The sequence below is a fragment of the Agrobacterium tumefaciens genome (genome assembly GCF_013318015.2).
GTDB classification, from domain to species: Bacteria; Pseudomonadota; Alphaproteobacteria; order Rhizobiales; family Rhizobiaceae; genus Agrobacterium; species Agrobacterium tumefaciens.
Genome location: NZ_CP115841.1, coordinates 371,964 through 388,715, shown reverse-complemented (window position 1 = coordinate 388,715; position 16,752 = coordinate 371,964). Strand labels below are relative to the sequence as shown.

Genomic DNA, 16,752 nt, shown 5'->3' with positions numbered 1-16,752 from the left:
AGCATTAACGGCGTTGTCACGCTTCGGTTACCGAAACTCGGCACGCGAGAGCAAAAGCCCGGATCAGATCCGGGCTTTCGGAAGGCGTGCTCAACGGCTGTATGGAGATACGCATACACGACGCGGACCGCTGTTCGGCTGGTAGCTGTTATCGTAGGCGCGGTAAGAGCGCCAACGGTTCTGGCACCAGGCAACATGGCTGCCGCCATAAGCCGGTCTCGGCTGCGCCATGGCACCGCCAATGATTGCGCCAGTGGCGAAGGCCGCCAGCGGGAACCACATCCCGTTGTGATAGCGGTAGCCCGGACGGCGGTCGCGATAGCCGCGATGGCCGTTATAATATCCGTCCCGCGACGGGCGCGGACGATACATGCGGTCGCCATATCTGCGGTCACCTCGGCGGTCCCATTCACGATACTGCACCGGCACTACATTCTCGGTTGAGATTGCCGGCTTCGCCATCGGAACAGGCGCCTGGAACGCCTGCGACGGCGTGAAGCTTGTCAGGAACAGGACAACCGCCGTAGCGACGCTCGTCGTGCGGAAATTCATCATGATCTTTCCTCCGTTTGCTGTAGCGCGTTGAACCGCGCTTTCTAACTACTCGGTCTTGTCGGAGGTAGGGGCAGCCCCATTGAAACACCCGAAAAGAATTCGATGACGTGCAAACGAGTTTTAAGACCTTTGGTTCCGGTTCAAAAATAGATTCCCGCATAAGACGCAGGATTTCGTGCGCTCAGGCTTCCACCTTCACGTCGGTCAAGGGCCGCGAGCAGCAGGCGAGAATATAGCCTTCATCGATTTCGTCATCGAGAATGCCGCCATTGTGGTTCATCTCCACCTCGCCGGAGAGCTTCAGCACCCGGCAGGTGCCGCAAATTCCAGATTCGCAGGCGGCACCGATGCGCACACCGGCGGCGCGCGCCGTCATCAAAACGGTCTGGCCGGGCTGGCACGGCACTTCCTTGCCGGAAAGCGTAAACCCCACCATCGAGAGTGCTTCGCCATCCGCCACGGTGTGAATACTCTCGCCCACAGCAACCGGGGCGGCTGGCGAAAAGCTTTCCTGGTGGTAACGGCTCATGTCGAAGCCGGAAGCATCCAGCATGGAGCGGATGGCGGCCATGAAAGGCTCCGGTCCACAACAGAACACCGTGCGATCCATGAAATCAGGCGACAGAAGCGCAATCTTGGCCTTGTCGACCATGCCCTTCAAGCCGGACCAGAGATCAGTGCGGCCGCAATTTTCCACGATGAAACCGAGCGACAGTTTCGGCATGAAGCGGGCAAGATATTCCAGCTCGTGACGGAACACGATATCGGATGGCGAGCGCGAGCAATTGATGAAGGCGATGTCACTCTGCGGCGCGCGGTCGCTCATGTCGCGCACCATCGACATCATCGGCGTCACGCCGGAGCCGGCCGAGATGAACAGGTATTTGTCGCCGGGATGCCGGACATAAGAGAAATCGCCGAGCGGGCCGAGTGCCCGGATTTTCATGCCGGGCTTCAGATTGTCGAACATCCAGCGCGTGCCGATGCTGGTGGCCTGCGCCTTGACCGTGACCGACAGCGCATAGGGCCGCGACGGGCTGGAGGACAATGTGTAGGTGCGGTAGAGCGGCTCCTTGCCTACCGGCAACTCCAGCGTCACGAACTGGCCCGGCAGGTAACGGAACCAGTTCTGATCCTCCGACCGGAACAGGAATGTCATCACGTCAGGCGTCTCGGGCGTCACCGAAATGCATTCCAGTAGGTGAAGCTTATCGCTCCACGGCTTCATCTCGTCTATGTGCTTGTAGGTCACAGCCATATTCATCTTCGCGTTACGCTACTGCCGAAAGGCGGGCCTTGTCGCCCGACAGCCGGTCAACCATGAAATCGGCATACCAGTTGACGAACTGCATCACGCCGCCCTCGTCTTCCATGGAATAGGGGCCGGGCTGGTAAGCGGGCGAGCGGATGCCGAAGGCGTTTTCCTCGACGATGCGGCGGTCCTGATCGTTGGTTTCGTTCCAGACGTGCGTGAGATCCTCGAGATCGTAATCCACGCCTTCAACCGCATCCTTGTGCACCAGCCATTTGGTAGTGACCATGGTCTCATTGGCGTTGAGCGGCAGCACGCGGAAGGAAATGGTGTGGTCGCCGAGGAAGTGGTTCCAGGTCGTCGGATAATGGAACAGAAGCAGCGCGCCGATATGGCTGATGCTGACATCATCCGAAAGTGGCCGGCGCACGGCGCGTTTTCCCGACATGGTGTAGCTTTCCGCCTCGCCGATCAGCGGCATGCGGGCAACACGGAACTGGCCTTTCGGATCGATCTTGAAGCGGCTCGGCAGGCCGGCAGCCTCGCAGCGTGCCCAGTGGCCACCGATCTCGGGATCGCTTGCACCACCGTCCGTACCCGTAACGCTCGGGTTTTCAGGATAGGTGCGGCAGAGTTCCGGATGGTTGGCGGCGCAATGGTAGCACTCGCGGTTGTTTTCCCAGACGAGCTTCCAGTTACCCTTTTCGATAATCGTGCTTTCATGCGCAACCTTGGCTTCCCAGATGCGATGCGGCGCCATGTAGCTTTCGACCTCGGCGCGCATCGGCGCGAAATCGGCGGGCTGGTCTGCCAGGCAGATGAAGACGTAACCGGCAACGGTTTCGCAGTGGACCGGCTTCAGGCCGAATTCAGCCTTGTCGAAATCATCGCCCATATGGCGGGCAAACAGCAGCTTGCCGTCCAGATCGTAGGTCCACTGGTGATAGGGACAGACGAGGCGTGCGGACTGGCCCTTATGAGAAGAGCAGACGCGGGAACCGCGATGGCGACAGGAATTATGGAGGGCGCGAATCTGTCCATCGCGACCGCGAATGATGACGACGGAATAGGCGCCGACCTGAACGGTGATGTAGTTACCGGCCTTCGGCACTTCGCAATCATGGCCGACAAACAGCCAGTCGCGGTACCAGATGGTTTCCATGTCCAGATTGAAATAATCCGGGTCCGTGTAGAAAGACTGTTCCAGGCTGAAGCCTTCGCGGCGGTTCTTCAGCTGACGCAGTACGGTATCACGCAATTCCATGGCCAAATCCTCGATCAAACCGCCCTGCCCCACACCATTTATCGGACTGCGGAAGTGTGATCCCATCTAAACATCAGCGTTCATTTGCGGTAGCGCAGACAGCGACATCGGCTTCCGCATTGGCGACAAATTGCGACATGCGCCAATGGCCGTTGCACGCCATTCCGCTGCGAAATCCGGCAGCTATTCCCCGCCGGAAACCACGTCGCAATATGACGCATGATGTCGCGCAGCTCCCTCTCTACCCGTTAAAAAACGGGGGTTGTGGCGCAACGGAGTTTTAACATGCCCTAAACTATATTGCCTGATCGACAACAACGAGGGCGTTCCGGGTGGAGAAGGCGACACGCATACGTTATTTCGATGCCGGCAAACATTCGGTCACGCCGATACGTTCAAAGACCGCGCATTCGGATTTCCTGCGAACCGGGCGCATAAGCCGCTACGAAGAACGCTGGCTGCCGAGGGAACGCGTCTATTACAGCCATGAAGAAGTGGCGGCGATGACCGGACGCAAGCTCGAGGCTGCTGCCGATGCCACCCATAGCCGTCTCAATGGCTTTCACCAGTCCATCCGTTTTCCCAAGATGGTTTTCCACCATCTGCTGGATGAGCGGCCGCATCTCGGCTATTGCCATGTCACGGCAGCGAAAACCAGTTTCGACGCAGAGCGCCATGTGCTCTGGTCATTCTATTTCGCGAATTTCTTCGCCGAGTTGAGCGGGGCCGAGAACTTCTTCGAAAACATCGATGCGCGCTATTCGCGGATGTATTTCGCAGTCGCCATCAACGCGCTTCCAAACAAGAACGTCGCCATCGATACCTCCTTCCATCGCGGCGGCCTGCTGTTCCAGACCCACGACCCGCGCGTAGCGCTCAAAAACGTGCTTATGCTCGGCGCCCGCTCGGACGAGATGCGCAAGATCATCAAGGCAATATAAAAGCCACGATAGCGCTTTCCATAAGGCCCTGAAATACGCTATTGACGCCCTGAAAGGCAGCATCATGGCGCGTCATATCGATATCGAAAACGAGCGGGAAACCGCCTTGCAGGCGGCCGTCGAGGAGCTTTCCCGCGGCCAGCCAATCGCCCTGCCCACGGAAACCGTCTACGGCCTTGCTGCGGACGCCACCGATCCGGCGGCCATTACCCGCATTTACGAAACGAAAGGCAGGCCACAGTTCAATCCGCTGATCTGCCATATGGCCGATATCGCCATGGCCGAACGTTATGCGGTTTTCGATCCCGTGTCGCGACGCCTCGCCGAAGCCTTCTGGCCTGGCCCGTTGACGCTGGTTCTGCCGCTGAAACCGGCAAGCGGCATTCACTCACTCGCAACGGCGGGGCTCGATACCGTCGGCATTCGCGTTCCGCAGGGTTTCGCCGGTGATCTGATCCGCCGGTTCGACAAACCTCTTGCTGCGCCCAGTGCCAATAGTTCCGGCAAGATCAGCCCCACCAGTGCCGCCCATGTCGAGGCTGATCTCGGTAACAGGATCAACCTCATTCTTGATGGCGGTGCTGCCTCCGTCGGTGTCGAATCCACCATCGTCAAAGTGGAAGACGACGGGCGGGTGCGGCTGCTTCGTCCCGGCGGCATCGTCACCGAGGAGATCGAGCGCATCACCGGCACCCAGCTCGAACGGCCGGAAAAGGCATCAGCTGCCATCGAGGCACCCGGAATGCTCGCCTCGCATTATGCGCCCGGTGCAGCTGTTCGCCTCGACGCGACGTCCGTTTCTTCCGACGAGGCACTGATCCGGTTCGGCGGCATCGCGGTTGAGGGACAAGAGACGGCCCGTACCGTTCTCGACCTCAGCCCTTCCGGCGACCTTGCCGAGGCGGCCGCCAATCTGTTCGATTATCTCAAAGCAGCCGATGCGAGCGGTGCCGCGACAATCGCGGTCACAACCATTCCCGCACACGGTCTTGGAGAGGCGATCAATGACCGCCTTTCCCGCGCCGCCGCGCCGCGAGGCTGACGGTACTTCACCATTTCGCCCACCGTTTCAAATGACAGCGAGACGCCAATGACAATCGCAGCCCCCTCCTCCGACATCCTCGACCGCTTCACTGCCATTGTCGGCGAAAAAAACGCGGTGCGCGACGCTGTGGAAATGGCGCCGCGTCTTGTGGAGAATCGCGGGCTTTACCATGGTGCGTCACCGCTGCTGCTCAAGCCCGGCACTGTCGAGGAGGTTGCAGCCATCCTGAAGCTCGCCAGCGAGACCGGCACGCCCATCGTGCCGCAGACCGGCAATACTGGCCTTGTGGGTGGCCAGACGCCGCGTGCTGACGGAACCGACATCATCCTCTCGCTCGAGCGCATGAACCGTATCCGCGACATCGATCCGGTCGCCAATACCATCGTTGCGGATGCCGGCTGCATTCTAGACGACATCCACAAGGCCGCATCGACCGTGGAGCGGATGTTCCCGCTGTCGCTCGGTTCGCAGGGCTCGTGCCGCATCGGCGGTAATCTGGCCACCAATGCCGGCGGCACGGCGGTTCTCGCTTATGGCAATATGCGCCAGCTTTGCCTGGGGCTTGAAGTGGTGCTGCCGACAGGTGAAATCTGGGACGGGCTTCGCCGGCTGAAAAAGGACAATACGGGTTACGATCTGCGCGATCTCTTCATCGGTTCGGAAGGCACGCTCGGCGTTATCACCGGTGCGGTGCTGAAGCTTTTCCCCGTGCCGCTCGGCCATCAGGTGGGTTTTGCCGGTCTTCGATCCACCGACGATGCGTTGAAGCTGTTCGAAATGGCGTCGAACCTCTGCGGCACAGCGCTGACCGGTTTTGAGCTGATGCCGCGCATCGGCGTGGAATTCACCGCCAAACATATTCCCGGCGTGCGCGATCCGCTACAAACGCCGCATGACTGGTACGCGCTCATCGATATCTCCACCTCCGATTCGGCTGAGACGGCTGAAACAATGATGCAATCGCTGTTGGAGCGCGGTTTTTCGGCCGGGCTGGTCGAGGATGCGGTGATCGCTTCATCGGAAGCGCAGCGTCAGGCGCTCTGGCATATGCGCGAAAGCATGTCGGATGCGCAAAAGCCGGAAGGCGGCTCTATCAAACACGACGTTTCCGTTCCGGTGTCGAAGATACCGGAATTCATGGCAACGGCGGAAAAGGCCGTTCTTGCCGCCATTCCCGGCGCCCGCGTCTGCGCCTTCGGCCATCTGGGCGATGGCAACATCCACTACAATATTTCCCAGCCGGTTGGTGCGGACAAAGCTGAATTCATCGGTCGCTGGCGGGATATGAACGAGATCGTGCACGGCATCGTGCTGTCGCTCGGCGGCTCGATTTCGGCCGAACATGGCATCGGCCAGTTGAAGCGCGACGAGCTGGCCGCGATCAGGCCTGGCATTGAAATGGACCTGATGCGACGCATCAAACACGCCTTTGACCCCGCCGGCATCATGAACCCCGGCAAGGTGATCACCGCCCGCTAGGGACAGCAGCTTCATCATCGTTGCAGGTTAGTTGGAAGTTCTCGCCGTCCAGGCGGGAACCAGTTCCGCATTCAGGCGGCGCGGCTTTTGCGCGTGCACGAGCTGTGTCAGGGCCATGCCGGATTTTGCGATCGCCACTGCATGTTTCTTCGGCATCAGGTAGCCGCATTCCAAGGGAGGACGGCGGCGCACTATCCGGCTGAAAAAGGGCCGCTTGTGATACCGGGACGGTGAGAAACGCGCGGGCTCGGCACAGACAGCCACATATTCGAGAATCTCTTCGATCCAGCCGCTCTGCGGACGCGCACCCGGTTCGACCAGCAGGATCCAATGCCCGCGCGCCGAGCGCATGACATCCTCAATATCCCATTGCGCATAAAAACGGCAACCAGCGGCATCGGCGACGCGCGACGATCCATCGCGCGAACCGTGATCGAGGATCACAACGTCGCTTACCAGCCCTTCCACGGCCCCGGTTACAAGCGCAGACAGCGTATGCGCCAGTTCCGGTTCCTGATCCCGGCATTCCATTATGACTGTCAACATATGCATAGCTCTAACGCATCGCACAATAAATTGCCACTGCACTGGATGTCAGAAAATCCGCGACCGTTCAGGCTTAACTCTAGCCCACCTTCAGGTGGGATTGATACAAACAAGACCCCGGCCGCGGGTCTGCCAGCTATCGATTTTGCATTTTTTGTTCTTGTAATGTTCTCGTTTCTGCGGTAGGAATTTAATCATTCGAAGAGGCAATGAAACGCCGGTTCGAGTGGAAACGGTTTAGGGCGTTGGCTTGCCTTGAGAGGCGTGCGGCACCCTGGGAGCATCCAGATGAGAGACCATACGCTTTCGGGGCAGGCTGCTTTCCAGCCGAGCCATACGCCTGACATTGCCAATGCGCTGGCCGATGCGTCGGGCCTGCGCATCGAGATCGACCGTCGTCGCGGGCGTGGTGCCGGACTTAACCCGGGCGGGCGCTTCGAGGCCCTGCAGCGGGAGGTTTTCGACGATGGCTGGCAGACCCTCGAGGAGCTGCCGGAGTTCCGCACCGAAGTGCAGGTGGAAAAGCCGCGCAGCATCATCAGCCGAAACGAATCGCCTGACATCCCTTTCGACCGTTCCATCAATCCCTATCGCGGCTGCGAACATGGCTGCATCTACTGTTTCGCCCGTCCGACGCACAGCTATATGGGGCTCTCTGCGGGGCTGGATTTCGAGGCGAAGCTTTTCGCCAAGCCGGATGCGGCAAAGCTGCTCGAAAGGGAGCTGGCGAAGCCCGGCTACAAGCCGCGCGTCATTGCCATCGGCACCAATACCGACCCCTATCAGCCGATCGAGCGCGAATGGCGGATCATGCGGCAGATACTGGAAGTGCTGGCAAAGGCCGACCATCCCGTCGCCATCGTCACCAAATCGGCCCTGATCAAGCGGGATATCGATATTCTCGCGCCCATGGCCAAGAAAGGTCTCGTCAAGGTTGGTATTTCCGTGACGACGCTGGACCGCAAGCTGGCACGCAGCATGGAACCGCGCGCCGCCACGCCCGAAAAGCGGCTGGAAGCGGTCAAGGCGCTGACGGATGCCGGCATTCCCGTGGCGGTGATGATGGCACCTGTCATTCCCGCACTCAACGATCATGAGATCGAACGCATTCTCGAAGCCGGCAAGGCCGCTGGCGCAACGGAGGCCTCCTATGTGCTGCTGCGCCTGCCGCTGGAGGTCAGCCCCCTCTTCCGCGACTGGCTGCTGCGCAACTATCCGGACCGCTACCGGCATGTCATGTCGCTGGTGCGCTCCATGCGCGACGGCAAGGATTACGATGCGGAATTCGGAAAACGCATGAAGGGTGCTGGTCCCTATGCATGGCAGATCGGCAGGCGTTTCGAAATGGCGACGAAACGGCTTGGCCTCATCCGCCGCGGCATTAACCTGCGCGACGATATCTTCGTGCCGCCGGGAGGTGCCGGCGTGCAATTGTCGCTGCTTTGAAAATATGAGGCCCGCTTGGCCGATCGAAGGCGCATTACGATGCGCGCAACGATACCCAGCGGTGCAGACACATAAGGAGTGGCAGCCCTTTCCTGTTGACGGGGCCATGCTCTTGACGAAATGCCCGGCGGGTTTCCCTGGCCCGTCGGACATCACCCCCGGAACCCGCCGCCTCGCGTGCGATCGTTTTTCCTCCGCCGCCCCGTTGGAGGATCAAAGGTCATGACGACCTAAGGGGCACGGTTGGCCACGCCCCTTGACCCGGCTGGCCGCGCCCGTCATCGCCCGCTTCCGGGGGCTTGCAGGAGATCGGGTGTGTGTGCAAGTTTCTGCCGCATGAAACGCCGCACCACACCCGATTCTCCTGCCCTCTTTGATCTCGCCGATACGGGCCCCGATTTCTCCTTCGAACTTGAAGCGAGGAAGAAGGGGCTTTGGCCCGTGGCCGGCACGGATGAGGCAGGCCGGGGGCCTCTCGCGGGACCAGTGGTTGCGGCAGCTGTCATTCTCGATCCCGACAATATTCCTGGTGGTCTTGACGATTCCAAGAAACTGACCAAGCTGAAACGGGAAAGCCTGTTTCTGCAAATCATGGAAACATCGATCGTTTCCGTCGCCTCCTCCGGCCCCGGCCTTATCGACACCATGAATATCCTGCGCGCCAGCCTCGACGCGATGCGTCGCGCCGTACTCGGCCTCGAAATCTCCCCAGCCCTCGTGCTGGCAGATGGCCGCGACAAGCCGCCGGGCATCACCTGCGAGTCAAAGGCAGTCATCAAGGGCGATTCCCGCTCCCTCTCAATCGCCGCCGCTTCGATCATCGCCAAGGTGACCCGTGACCGGATGATGGAACGGGCCGGTGTAGTGCACAGCTCCTATGGTTTCGAAGGCCATGCGGGTTACGGCACACCAGCCCACCTGCGCGCCATAGAAAGCCATGGCCCCTGCCCGCTGCACCGGATGAGTTTCAGGCCGCTGAAACAGGACTGATCGAAAACCACGATCCTGAAGCGGCGAATGCGGCCTTGCCCCGGATTTCAGCGCCCTGCCATGAGGTGACGATCTCCGTCTCCACTGGTAGAATTCTATCTCAATGCGTGGACTTGACGGGCTTTGGGAGAAGAGATTTGGATTTCATGAAACTGTTGAAGTCGCTCGAGGAACTTCTCTACGAGCTGGTTTCATGGCTCCTCTTCTATCCGCTGACAATGTGGCGATCGGTCGTCGCACCGCTCAGCATGATGCGCTACGCCGATAGCGAACTCGCGGATCGGCTCGAGGACCAGTATGACGACACACTGAGTCCACCCCTCTTCCTCCTGATCACTCTGCTATTTTCGCAGGGGCTCTCCGCCTCCCTTCCGACCATTTACGATCCCACATTGGCCGCCCGGGAGCTTGGTTCGGGTTCGAACCTGCTCATAGCGCGTGGCGTTATATTCGGGATTTATCCGCTGTGTATGGCCGTCACGCTTCTGCGGTGGAAACGGGTGAGGATCACCCGAAACTCCCTGCGTCCGCCGTTCTTCAGCCAATGTTACGTGGCTGCGCCGTTTACATTTGTCCTGGTTCTGGGTTTCGATTTTGCATCCATGCCTCTGGAACATGGCCTTACGTTCGGGCTCGCCATTATCGCGCTCGCCACGATCTGGTATGCGCAGGCACAGATACGATGGCTGATGCAGGATCTTGGCTTGGGTGTCGCGAAAGCAGGCCTGGCTTTCAGTGGCGCATTTCTGGTTGCCACCGCGGCAGCTTTTGTACTGGCGGTGCTGATAGCGCTCGAGGCCAAGACAATCTATCCCGCGATCACTTAACAAGCCTCGACAAATTGGCCGCCGCGAATTGCCGGCCAGCATCCAGTCCTCAAAGCCGATGCTTTTTCTCCAAAGGTCGACAGACATCGATAGACACGCGGCAAGCCGGCACCACAGTGTGCAACCGCGAGCTTGCCAACACCGCCCGTGGTTGAGGCATAAAACAAAAAACCCCTCGCGGCGGGTGCCGGAGGGGTTTTGAATAGCCCGAGATGAACTTAGTTCAGCTTCGACTTCACTTCGCCAATGGTGTTGGCGAAAAGTTTGGCCTTTGCGGCAGCGGTGGTCTTTTCGGCAATGAGCTTCTCGGAAGCTGCAATGGCGATGTCCACGGCGGCGGCACGAACGGCGCCGATGGCGTCTTCTTCGGCCTGCTTGATCTTCTGTTCCGACAAGGCCGTGCGGCGGACGACGAATTCTTCCGTCTTCTGCTTGGCTTCGGCGGTCAGGGCGGCCGCTTCGCGTTCGGCAGCGGCAACGATGCCTGCGGCTTCAGCTTCGGCTTCCTTGCGCTTGCGCTGGTATTCGGCCAGCAGGTGCTGTGCCTCTTCGCGCAGACGCTTGGCTTCGGCCAGTTCGTCCTGAATGTTCTGTGCGCGCTCGTCCAGAGACTTTGAGAGCATGCCCGGAACCTTGAGATAGGCGATCAGGACGAAGAAAAGGACAAGACCGACAAGAGCGAAAAATGATGCATCAAACGCCATATCAGGCTCCCTTCACAGTCGAAGCGGCTGCAATGGCGGCCTTGACGTCGGCATCCTTGACCTTGGCGCCAACCAGCTGGTCAACGATTGCGGTCGCGGTTTCCTCGGCAATGGCGCCGACATCCGCGAATGCCTGATCCCTGATACCCGCAATGCGCTTTTCGGCGGCGGCAAGCTTCTCGGCAAGTCCGGCTTCGATAGCGACGCGGTCGGCATCGGCTTTCGCCTTGGCGGCGTCACGTGCCGCGGAGCCTATCGAGCTTGCCTTGGCGCGGGCTGCCGCGAGTTCTTTTTCATAGGTTTCGACGGCTGCGTCGGCTTCGCTTTTCAGCCGTGCCGCTTCATCGAGATCCTGTGCAATGCGCCCATGACGGTTTTCAAGAATGCCGCCGACGCGAGGAACGATGACCTTCTGCATGAGCAGGTAGAAAAGGCCGAACGTGATCGCCAGCCACAGGACCTGCGATGCATAAGTAGACTGGTCGAACGGCGGGAAAACGCCGGAAGCACCGTGTTCGGCGCCGTGCGCTACACCGGTTTCCGTGTGCGTGGCTTCCGGTTGCGGCTGGCCGACAGCCGGAGTTTCCGTATGCGTTTCACCTACGGTCGGTGCTGACTGGGCATAAGCCTCGGTCACGAACATGCTCACCTCCAGGGGGACTGCAAATGCGAAGGATCACGGCACGCAATTTGCGCGAGCCGTGATCCAGACCTGATGCCGTTATTAGACAGCGAACAGGAGAAGGAGAGCTACGAGCAGCGAGAAGATGCCCAGAGCTTCCGTAACGGCGAAGCCGAATACCAGACGGCCGAACTGGCTGTCGGCAGCAGAGGGGTTGCGCAGTGCACCGGAGAGGTAATCACCGAAGATACGGCCGAGTGCGAGGGACGTACCAGCCATGCCGAGGCATGCGAGACCTGCGCCGATGTACTTTGCTGCTTCCGCTTCCATGTGAGACTCCTTGAGATATTGGTTGTTGCGGCTATCTTTTGGCGCCCGTTGCCGGGGCCAGCGACTTTACTTCTCAGTGACCACCATGCACGGCGTCGTTCAGGTACATGCAAGTCAGTACCGCGAACACATAAGCCTGCAGGAAGGCAACGAGAAATTCGAGAGCGGTCATTGCGACCGTCATGATGAGAGGCAGGACTGCACCGCCGATACCGAGCGCGCCGAGCGCACCCATGGAGGCGACGAAGCCTGCGAAAACCTTGAGCGTGATGTGGCCAGCCAGCATGTTCGCGAAGAGACGAACGGAAAGGCTGATCGGACGCGACAGGAACGAAATCATTTCAATTGACGCGACAAGCGGCAAAAGCGCCTTCGGCACGCCAGAAGGTGCGAAGATGCCGAAGAAATGCAGACCGTGCTTGTAGAAACCGTAAACGACGACCGTGCCAATGACGAGGCAGGCAAGCGCGAAGGTGACGATGATCTGGCTGGTGACCGTGAAGAAATACGGGAACATGCCGAGAAGGTTCGCAGTCAGCACGAACATGAACAGCGAGAATACGAATGGGAAGAACACCATGCCCTTTTTGCCGGCGCCTTCGCGCAGCATGGAGGCGATGAATTCATAGGACATTTCAGCAACGGACTGCATGCGGGTCGGGATCAGACCGCGGCTCGACGTTGCGAAATAAAGGAAACCGGAAGCGGCGGCCACGGTCGCGACCATGAAAAGCGACGCATTGGTGAAGGAAAAATCGACGCCGCCAATTTCGATCGGAATGATCGGCTGCACCAAGAACTGATGGGTCGGATCGTTTGCCACCGGCTGCCCTCTTTACCTGTCGCCGCTCATGGCGGCATCTCAACTGCAAGAAAAAACAGCTTAAACGCCGTCTTTTCCACCCTCGTCTCGCTTGTCGGCTCTCTCAAGCAGCGGCGGCTTTGCCACCGCGCCCGTGGAGCGCAACACATTCAATACGCCTGCGCAGAAACCGAGAAGAAGAAGAACGATCATCCCCCACGGCGTCGTGCCGACAAAATAGTCCAGAAGATAACCCAGCATAGCGCCGACCACGATGGCCGAAATGAACTCCGATGAGAGCTTCACCGCCATCGCAAAGCCTTTCCGGCTTTCCGCGGCATTGGTCTCCGCCCTCACTTCCGCCTCATCCTCCGCCTTCACCTTTGCCAACTCTTCGGCAAGGCGCTTGCGACGCTCGTCCAGACTATCGTCACGGTTGCCAGTCATCTTAAAATCCCACCCATTTTCTCCGTTCCAGCCATGCCAGAACCCTTTGGAGTTGTAAACGGTGACGGATTAAGCCTGTTCCAGCCCGCTCTGAAGTCGCGCGCAACATAGTTTTAGGGGCTTCGCTAGTCAAGGCACTGGCGAAGCTTGTTTTTTCACAAATTAAATATTTGAAAACAAAGGCTTAACGCCAAATCGCCGTTTGTCGACGATGTTTCCCCCGGGAATCGGCATTTTTGACACGCAAATTGCGACAAATTGGCGGTGGTATCAGCTCCAGCCGCCACCATAGGTTCGATAAAAGACGTGCAAGCCAATCCTGCCGACCTTCTTCATGGATTTTCCCCAGGCGGGACGAACATAGACGGCATGATAGTGAGTCGCCGAGCCCACTTCCGTCAGCCAGATTTTGCCGGCGGTGGTTGCCATGGCCACTTCGCGGGCCATTTTCCAGTGACGTTCGGAATTCACCCGGTCCTTTATATTGTCGCAGGCGAAGGAGAACTGGCAGCGGTTGCGCCAGTCCTTGTTCTGATAAACCACACCGCAGATGGTTTTCGGATAAGCGGGGTTGCGCACGCGGTTAAGGATCACCTGTGCCACCGCCGCCTGTCCCTTGACCGATTCACCGCGCGCCTCGAAATATATGCCGGATGCGAGGCATTGCTGTTCGGCTGCGGAAAACACGGCAGCGGGCAGCGGCGTTGCCGCCCATGCGTGATCGTCCGCGCCGATCAACGGCACGAAGCGGCCGGCCTCCGGCTTTTTCAGAATGGCGTCGAACGGCGATTCACGGGCGAAGTCCGGTTCGGCCGGCGCGTAAGCCGTGGCGAGAATATCGGGAGTCCTGTTGGTGACGAGTTCCGCCAGCATCGGAGAGACGCTTTTGTCCGCCTTCTTTTCTTCACGGCGGAAATAGAAGGAGGCAAGTTTGACGTCGCTGCCGCGTTTCGGTTTCACGAAAGCCGTGCGGTCCTTGCGCTTCAGCGGCTCTATATCCAGCATGCTGGTGCGTTCCAGCACGGAACCGGCGGTGAAGGCCTTTGGCGGCTGCATGATTTCGGTTGCGACGATGCGACCCTTTTTGGCGGCACGGTTGACGCGCTCGCTGTCGGGTGTCGTCTCGTCACCCTTCTTGTTGGTGACGAAAGCAACCTTGCGGCCATCGGGCAGCGTCATGCCGCTGCCATGCAACGCCGCCTCCCCTTCCGCATCGTTAAAGGTAAGCGAGGCATTATGGACAGAGCCTGCCGGAGACGCGGTCAGCACCATGCGCCATTGCTCGCCGCCATTGTCCAGCCCTGCCAGCAGGGAGGCCAAATCAGCGCGTGCGGCAATGGAAGGAAAGACGAGCCAGGCAGCAAGGCCGAAGACAACGGGTGAGGTCCATGCCTGAAGGGACGCAAAGGACCGACGACGCATTACTCTTTTCGAACGCAAAACCAGCACTCCGAACACCAGGAACCATATTTGTTACAGGTGTTCGAGAATCTCTTATTAACCTTGATGCTTGGTTAACGCCGCGCGCGGGCGCGGCTTCACGTTAATGTGTAACCACCTTCTAATAATCAGACGACGACGTGAGACCCGAGTTCCACCACGCGGTTGGCCGGAAGGCGGAAGTAGTCCGAGGGATCGGCGGCCGTTTCGGCAAGCGCGATGAACAGTCGGTTCTGCCAGCCGGGCATGCCCGATTTCGGATCCGGCACCAGCTTGCGGCGACCGAGATAAAACGAGGTGGACATGATGTCGAACTTGTAACCCGTGCGCCTGAGGTAACCGAGCGCCTGGGTGACGTTCTGCGTTTCCATGAAGCCGAAATGCAGTTCGACCACGGCAAAACGATCGCTCAGCTTCGTCAGTGTGTAACGATTTTCGGGACGGACGCGCGGCTGGTCTTCCGTGCGGATCGTCAAAATCACGTTCTTGTCGTGCAGGACGTGGTTGTGCTTGAGATTGTGCAGCAATGCAGCGGGTGCGGCATCCGGATCGCCAGTCAGGAAAATCGCTGTGCCGGGCACGCGCACCGGCGCATGGGCGCTTTCCTTTTCCACCGAAGCCACGAAAGCCTTCAGCGGCACGTCGCTGCGGCGGGTTTTGGCGAAGAGGATTTTCGAGCCGCGCTGCCAGGTGGTCATGATGATGGTGAAAGCGATTGCCAGCAACACCGGCACATAGCCGCCATCATGTATCTTGAGCAGGTTTGCACCGAGGAAAATCAGTTCCAGCAGCAGAAGCGGCGCCAGCACGCCAATCGCCAGCCAGATGGACCATTGCCAGCGCTTGCGAACGAATTCGAAGAACATCATGCTGGTGACGACCATCGCGCCGGTAACGGAAATGCCGTAGGCGGTGGCCAGTGCATCCGAACTCTTGAAGGTGAGCACCAGTGCGACGACGCCGAACAGCAGGATGGTGTTGACGGCAGGAAGATAGATCTGCCCGGTATTGGTTTCCGAAGTGAAGAGGATTTCCATGCGCGGCAGATAGCCGAGATGGATCGCCTGACGCACGAGCGAGAACGCGCCTGTTATAACCGCCTGGCTGGCGATGATGGTGGCGGCGGTCGCAAGAATGACGGCCGGCAGGATCGCCCATTGCGGGAACATCAGGTAAAACGGATTGGACATCGCCGCCGGGTCCTTGAGAACCAGCGCGCCCTGACCGAGATAATTCAGCGTCAGCGCCGGGAAAACCAGACAGAACCATGCCCACTGGATGGGACGGCGGCCGAAATGGCCGAGATCGGCATAAAGCGCTTCAGCACCGGTGATCGTCAGGAAAACCGCGCCCAGCACGACGATGCCATAAAAGCCTTCATTGGCGAGAAACTCGACCGCATGCCAGGGGTTGAAGGCATAGAGAATGCCGAAATCATCGGCGATGTGAATGAGGCCGGCTAAACCCATGACCAGGAACCAGACAGCGGTGATCGGTCCGAAGAATTTCGCCACCGTTCCCGTACCGTGCGATTGGATCGCGAATAGGCCGATGAGAATGCAGACGGAGATCGGAATAATAAAGTCGTCCATGGCCGGAGTGACGAGCTTCAGACCCTCCACCGCCGAAAGCACTGATAGCGCCGGCGTGATCATGGCATCGCCCAGGAACAGGGCTGCGCCGATGAGGCCGAGCACGATGAGAACGCTGCGGTGAGTGCCCGCCGTCTTCATCAACAGCGCCAGAAGCGAGAGTGTGCCGCCCTCGCCGTCATTGTCGGCGCGCAGCAGGAGCGTGATATATTTGAACGTCACGATGATCGTCAGAGACCAGATCATCAGGGATGTCAGGCCGATGACTTCTTCTCTCGTCACGCCATCATAGGCGATCGGCTTTAGCGCTTCGCGGAAGGCATAGAGCGGGCTGGTGCCGATATCGCCGTAGACGACGCCGATAGAACCAAGGATCGCGGCATAAAGCCCCTTGTTCTGATGCTTGTCATCCGAATCCGGCTTCTCGGTAAAGTCCTTGTCTGCGATTTGAGACATGATGATCCTGGCTC

General features: G+C 59.2%; 17 protein-coding genes. 6 read left to right on the top strand and 11 right to left on the bottom strand.

From position 1 onward, the window contains the following. Positions 1-90: 90 nt before the first annotated feature. The 3 genes from G6L97_RS01850 to G6L97_RS01840 all read right to left on the bottom strand — a co-directional run bounded on the left by G6L97_RS01850 (position 91) and on the right by G6L97_RS01840 (position 3,071). A complete protein-coding gene (locus tag G6L97_RS01850; RefSeq protein ID WP_003511718.1) occupies positions 91-555 on the bottom strand; it encodes a BA14K family protein in 465 nt (154 codons plus the stop codon). Between the two features lie 181 nt (positions 556-736). Then, positions 737-1,819: a hybrid-cluster NAD(P)-dependent oxidoreductase gene (locus tag G6L97_RS01845; RefSeq protein WP_013635587.1), complete on the bottom strand. Its 1,083-nt coding sequence runs from the start codon at positions 1,817-1,819 to the stop codon at positions 737-739. Positions 1,820-1,826: 7 nt separating this feature from the next. Then, positions 1,827-3,071 (bottom strand): aromatic ring-hydroxylating oxygenase subunit alpha, encoded by a 1,245-nt coding sequence (locus G6L97_RS01840; RefSeq protein WP_013635586.1) that lies wholly within the window; start codon positions 3,069-3,071, stop codon positions 1,827-1,829. A gap of 332 nt (positions 3,072-3,403) precedes the next feature. Between G6L97_RS01840 and G6L97_RS01835 the strand changes: the two genes are divergently transcribed. From G6L97_RS01835 to G6L97_RS01825, 3 genes are all read left to right on the top strand, one after another. After that, on the top strand, positions 3,404-4,012 hold the full coding sequence (locus G6L97_RS01835) for a DUF6656 family protein (RefSeq protein ID WP_013635584.1): 609 nt from the start codon (positions 3,404-3,406) through the stop codon (positions 4,010-4,012). A 64-nt stretch (positions 4,013-4,076) separates the two neighbouring features. After that, complete coding sequence (locus G6L97_RS01830) at positions 4,077-5,054, top strand: L-threonylcarbamoyladenylate synthase (RefSeq protein WP_111783291.1); 978 nt, start codon at positions 4,077-4,079, stop codon at positions 5,052-5,054. A 48-nt stretch (positions 5,055-5,102) separates the two neighbouring features. After that, entirely contained in the window at positions 5,103-6,536 is a 1,434-nt protein-coding gene (locus tag G6L97_RS01825) for an FAD-binding oxidoreductase (RefSeq protein WP_003511708.1), read from the top strand. A 27-nt stretch (positions 6,537-6,563) separates the two neighbouring features. Here the strand turns inward: G6L97_RS01825 and G6L97_RS01820 are convergent, their stop codons facing one another. After that, the gene (locus tag G6L97_RS01820) at positions 6,564-7,082 is read right to left on the bottom strand and encodes a glycosyl transferase (protein WP_111783346.1); all 519 of its coding nucleotides are present in this window, start codon (positions 7,080-7,082) and stop codon (positions 6,564-6,566) included. 288 nt (positions 7,083-7,370) lie between these two features. On the opposite strand from G6L97_RS01820, the gene G6L97_RS01815 reads away from it, so the two are divergent. The 3 genes from G6L97_RS01815 (at position 7,371) to G6L97_RS01805 (ending at position 10,345) form a co-directional block, all read left to right on the top strand. Continuing rightward, positions 7,371-8,528, top strand: coding sequence for a PA0069 family radical SAM protein (locus G6L97_RS01815; RefSeq protein ID WP_065702782.1), 1,158 nt, complete (start codon positions 7,371-7,373; stop codon positions 8,526-8,528). 336 nt (positions 8,529-8,864) lie between these two features. Then, positions 8,865-9,518, top strand: coding sequence for a ribonuclease HII (locus G6L97_RS01810; RefSeq protein ID WP_019564214.1), 654 nt, complete (start codon positions 8,865-8,867; stop codon positions 9,516-9,518). Between the two features lie 137 nt (positions 9,519-9,655). Beyond that, entirely contained in the window at positions 9,656-10,345 is a 690-nt protein-coding gene (locus G6L97_RS01805; protein ID WP_111783292.1) for a permease, read from the top strand. Positions 10,346-10,563: 218 nt separating this feature from the next. Here the strand turns inward: G6L97_RS01805 and G6L97_RS01800 are convergent, their stop codons facing one another. The 7 genes from G6L97_RS01800 to G6L97_RS01770 all read right to left on the bottom strand — a co-directional run bounded on the left by G6L97_RS01800 (position 10,564) and on the right by G6L97_RS01770 (position 16,738). Further along, a complete protein-coding gene (locus tag G6L97_RS01800) occupies positions 10,564-11,049 on the bottom strand; it encodes a F0F1 ATP synthase subunit B (protein WP_003511699.1) in 486 nt (161 codons plus the stop codon). 1 nt (position 11,050) lies between these two features. Beyond that, the gene (locus G6L97_RS01795) at positions 11,051-11,692 is read right to left on the bottom strand and encodes a F0F1 ATP synthase subunit B (RefSeq protein WP_003511698.1); all 642 of its coding nucleotides are present in this window, start codon (positions 11,690-11,692) and stop codon (positions 11,051-11,053) included. A gap of 81 nt (positions 11,693-11,773) precedes the next feature. Further along, positions 11,774-12,001: a F0F1 ATP synthase subunit C gene (locus G6L97_RS01790; protein WP_003494147.1), complete on the bottom strand. Its 228-nt coding sequence runs from the start codon at positions 11,999-12,001 to the stop codon at positions 11,774-11,776. A gap of 73 nt (positions 12,002-12,074) precedes the next feature. Beyond that, on the bottom strand, positions 12,075-12,824 hold the full coding sequence (locus G6L97_RS01785; protein WP_003511697.1) for a F0F1 ATP synthase subunit A: 750 nt from the start codon (positions 12,822-12,824) through the stop codon (positions 12,075-12,077). Between the two features lie 60 nt (positions 12,825-12,884). Next, entirely contained in the window at positions 12,885-13,250 is a 366-nt protein-coding gene (locus tag G6L97_RS01780; RefSeq protein WP_003511695.1) for an AtpZ/AtpI family protein, read from the bottom strand. A gap of 270 nt (positions 13,251-13,520) precedes the next feature. After that, positions 13,521-14,672: a cell wall hydrolase gene (locus tag G6L97_RS01775; RefSeq protein ID WP_019564219.1), complete on the bottom strand. Its 1,152-nt coding sequence runs from the start codon at positions 14,670-14,672 to the stop codon at positions 13,521-13,523. 146 nt (positions 14,673-14,818) lie between these two features. Continuing rightward, a complete protein-coding gene (locus tag G6L97_RS01770; protein ID WP_003511693.1) occupies positions 14,819-16,738 on the bottom strand; it encodes a potassium transporter Kup in 1,920 nt (639 codons plus the stop codon). Between the last annotated feature and the right edge of the window lie 14 nt (positions 16,739-16,752).

What these genes read in the sequence shown, in the direction of transcription:
- G6L97_RS01830 (WP_111783291.1), top strand. Translation starts at nt 4,077, where the DNA reads ATGGCGCGTCATATCGATATCGAAAACGAGCGGGAAACCGCCTTGCAG.
- G6L97_RS01775 (WP_019564219.1), bottom strand. Translation starts at nt 14,672, where the DNA reads ATGCGTCGTCGGTCCTTTGCGTCCCTTCAGGCATGGACCTCACCCGTT.
- G6L97_RS01780 (WP_003511695.1), bottom strand. Translation starts at nt 13,250, where the DNA reads ATGACTGGCAACCGTGACGATAGTCTGGACGAGCGTCGCAAGCGCCTT.
- G6L97_RS01800 (WP_003511699.1), bottom strand. Translation starts at nt 11,049, where the DNA reads ATGGCGTTTGATGCATCATTTTTCGCTCTTGTCGGTCTTGTCCTTTTC.
- G6L97_RS01810 (WP_019564214.1), top strand. Translation starts at nt 8,865, where the DNA reads ATGAAACGCCGCACCACACCCGATTCTCCTGCCCTCTTTGATCTCGCC.
- G6L97_RS01790 (WP_003494147.1), bottom strand. Translation starts at nt 12,001, where the DNA reads ATGGAAGCGGAAGCAGCAAAGTACATCGGCGCAGGTCTCGCATGCCTC.
- G6L97_RS01850 (WP_003511718.1), bottom strand. Translation starts at nt 555, where the DNA reads ATGATGAATTTCCGCACGACGAGCGTCGCTACGGCGGTTGTCCTGTTC.
- G6L97_RS01820 (WP_111783346.1), bottom strand. Translation starts at nt 7,082, where the DNA reads ATGTTGACAGTCATAATGGAATGCCGGGATCAGGAACCGGAACTGGCG.
- G6L97_RS01795 (WP_003511698.1), bottom strand. Translation starts at nt 11,692, where the DNA reads ATGTTCGTGACCGAGGCTTATGCCCAGTCAGCACCGACCGTAGGTGAA.
- G6L97_RS01815 (WP_065702782.1), top strand. Translation starts at nt 7,371, where the DNA reads ATGAGAGACCATACGCTTTCGGGGCAGGCTGCTTTCCAGCCGAGCCAT.
- G6L97_RS01845 (WP_013635587.1), bottom strand. Translation starts at nt 1,819, where the DNA reads ATGAATATGGCTGTGACCTACAAGCACATAGACGAGATGAAGCCGTGG.
- G6L97_RS01840 (WP_013635586.1), bottom strand. Translation starts at nt 3,071, where the DNA reads ATGGAATTGCGTGATACCGTACTGCGTCAGCTGAAGAACCGCCGCGAA.
- G6L97_RS01825 (WP_003511708.1), top strand. Translation starts at nt 5,103, where the DNA reads ATGACAATCGCAGCCCCCTCCTCCGACATCCTCGACCGCTTCACTGCC.
- G6L97_RS01770 (WP_003511693.1), bottom strand. Translation starts at nt 16,738, where the DNA reads ATGTCTCAAATCGCAGACAAGGACTTTACCGAGAAGCCGGATTCGGAT.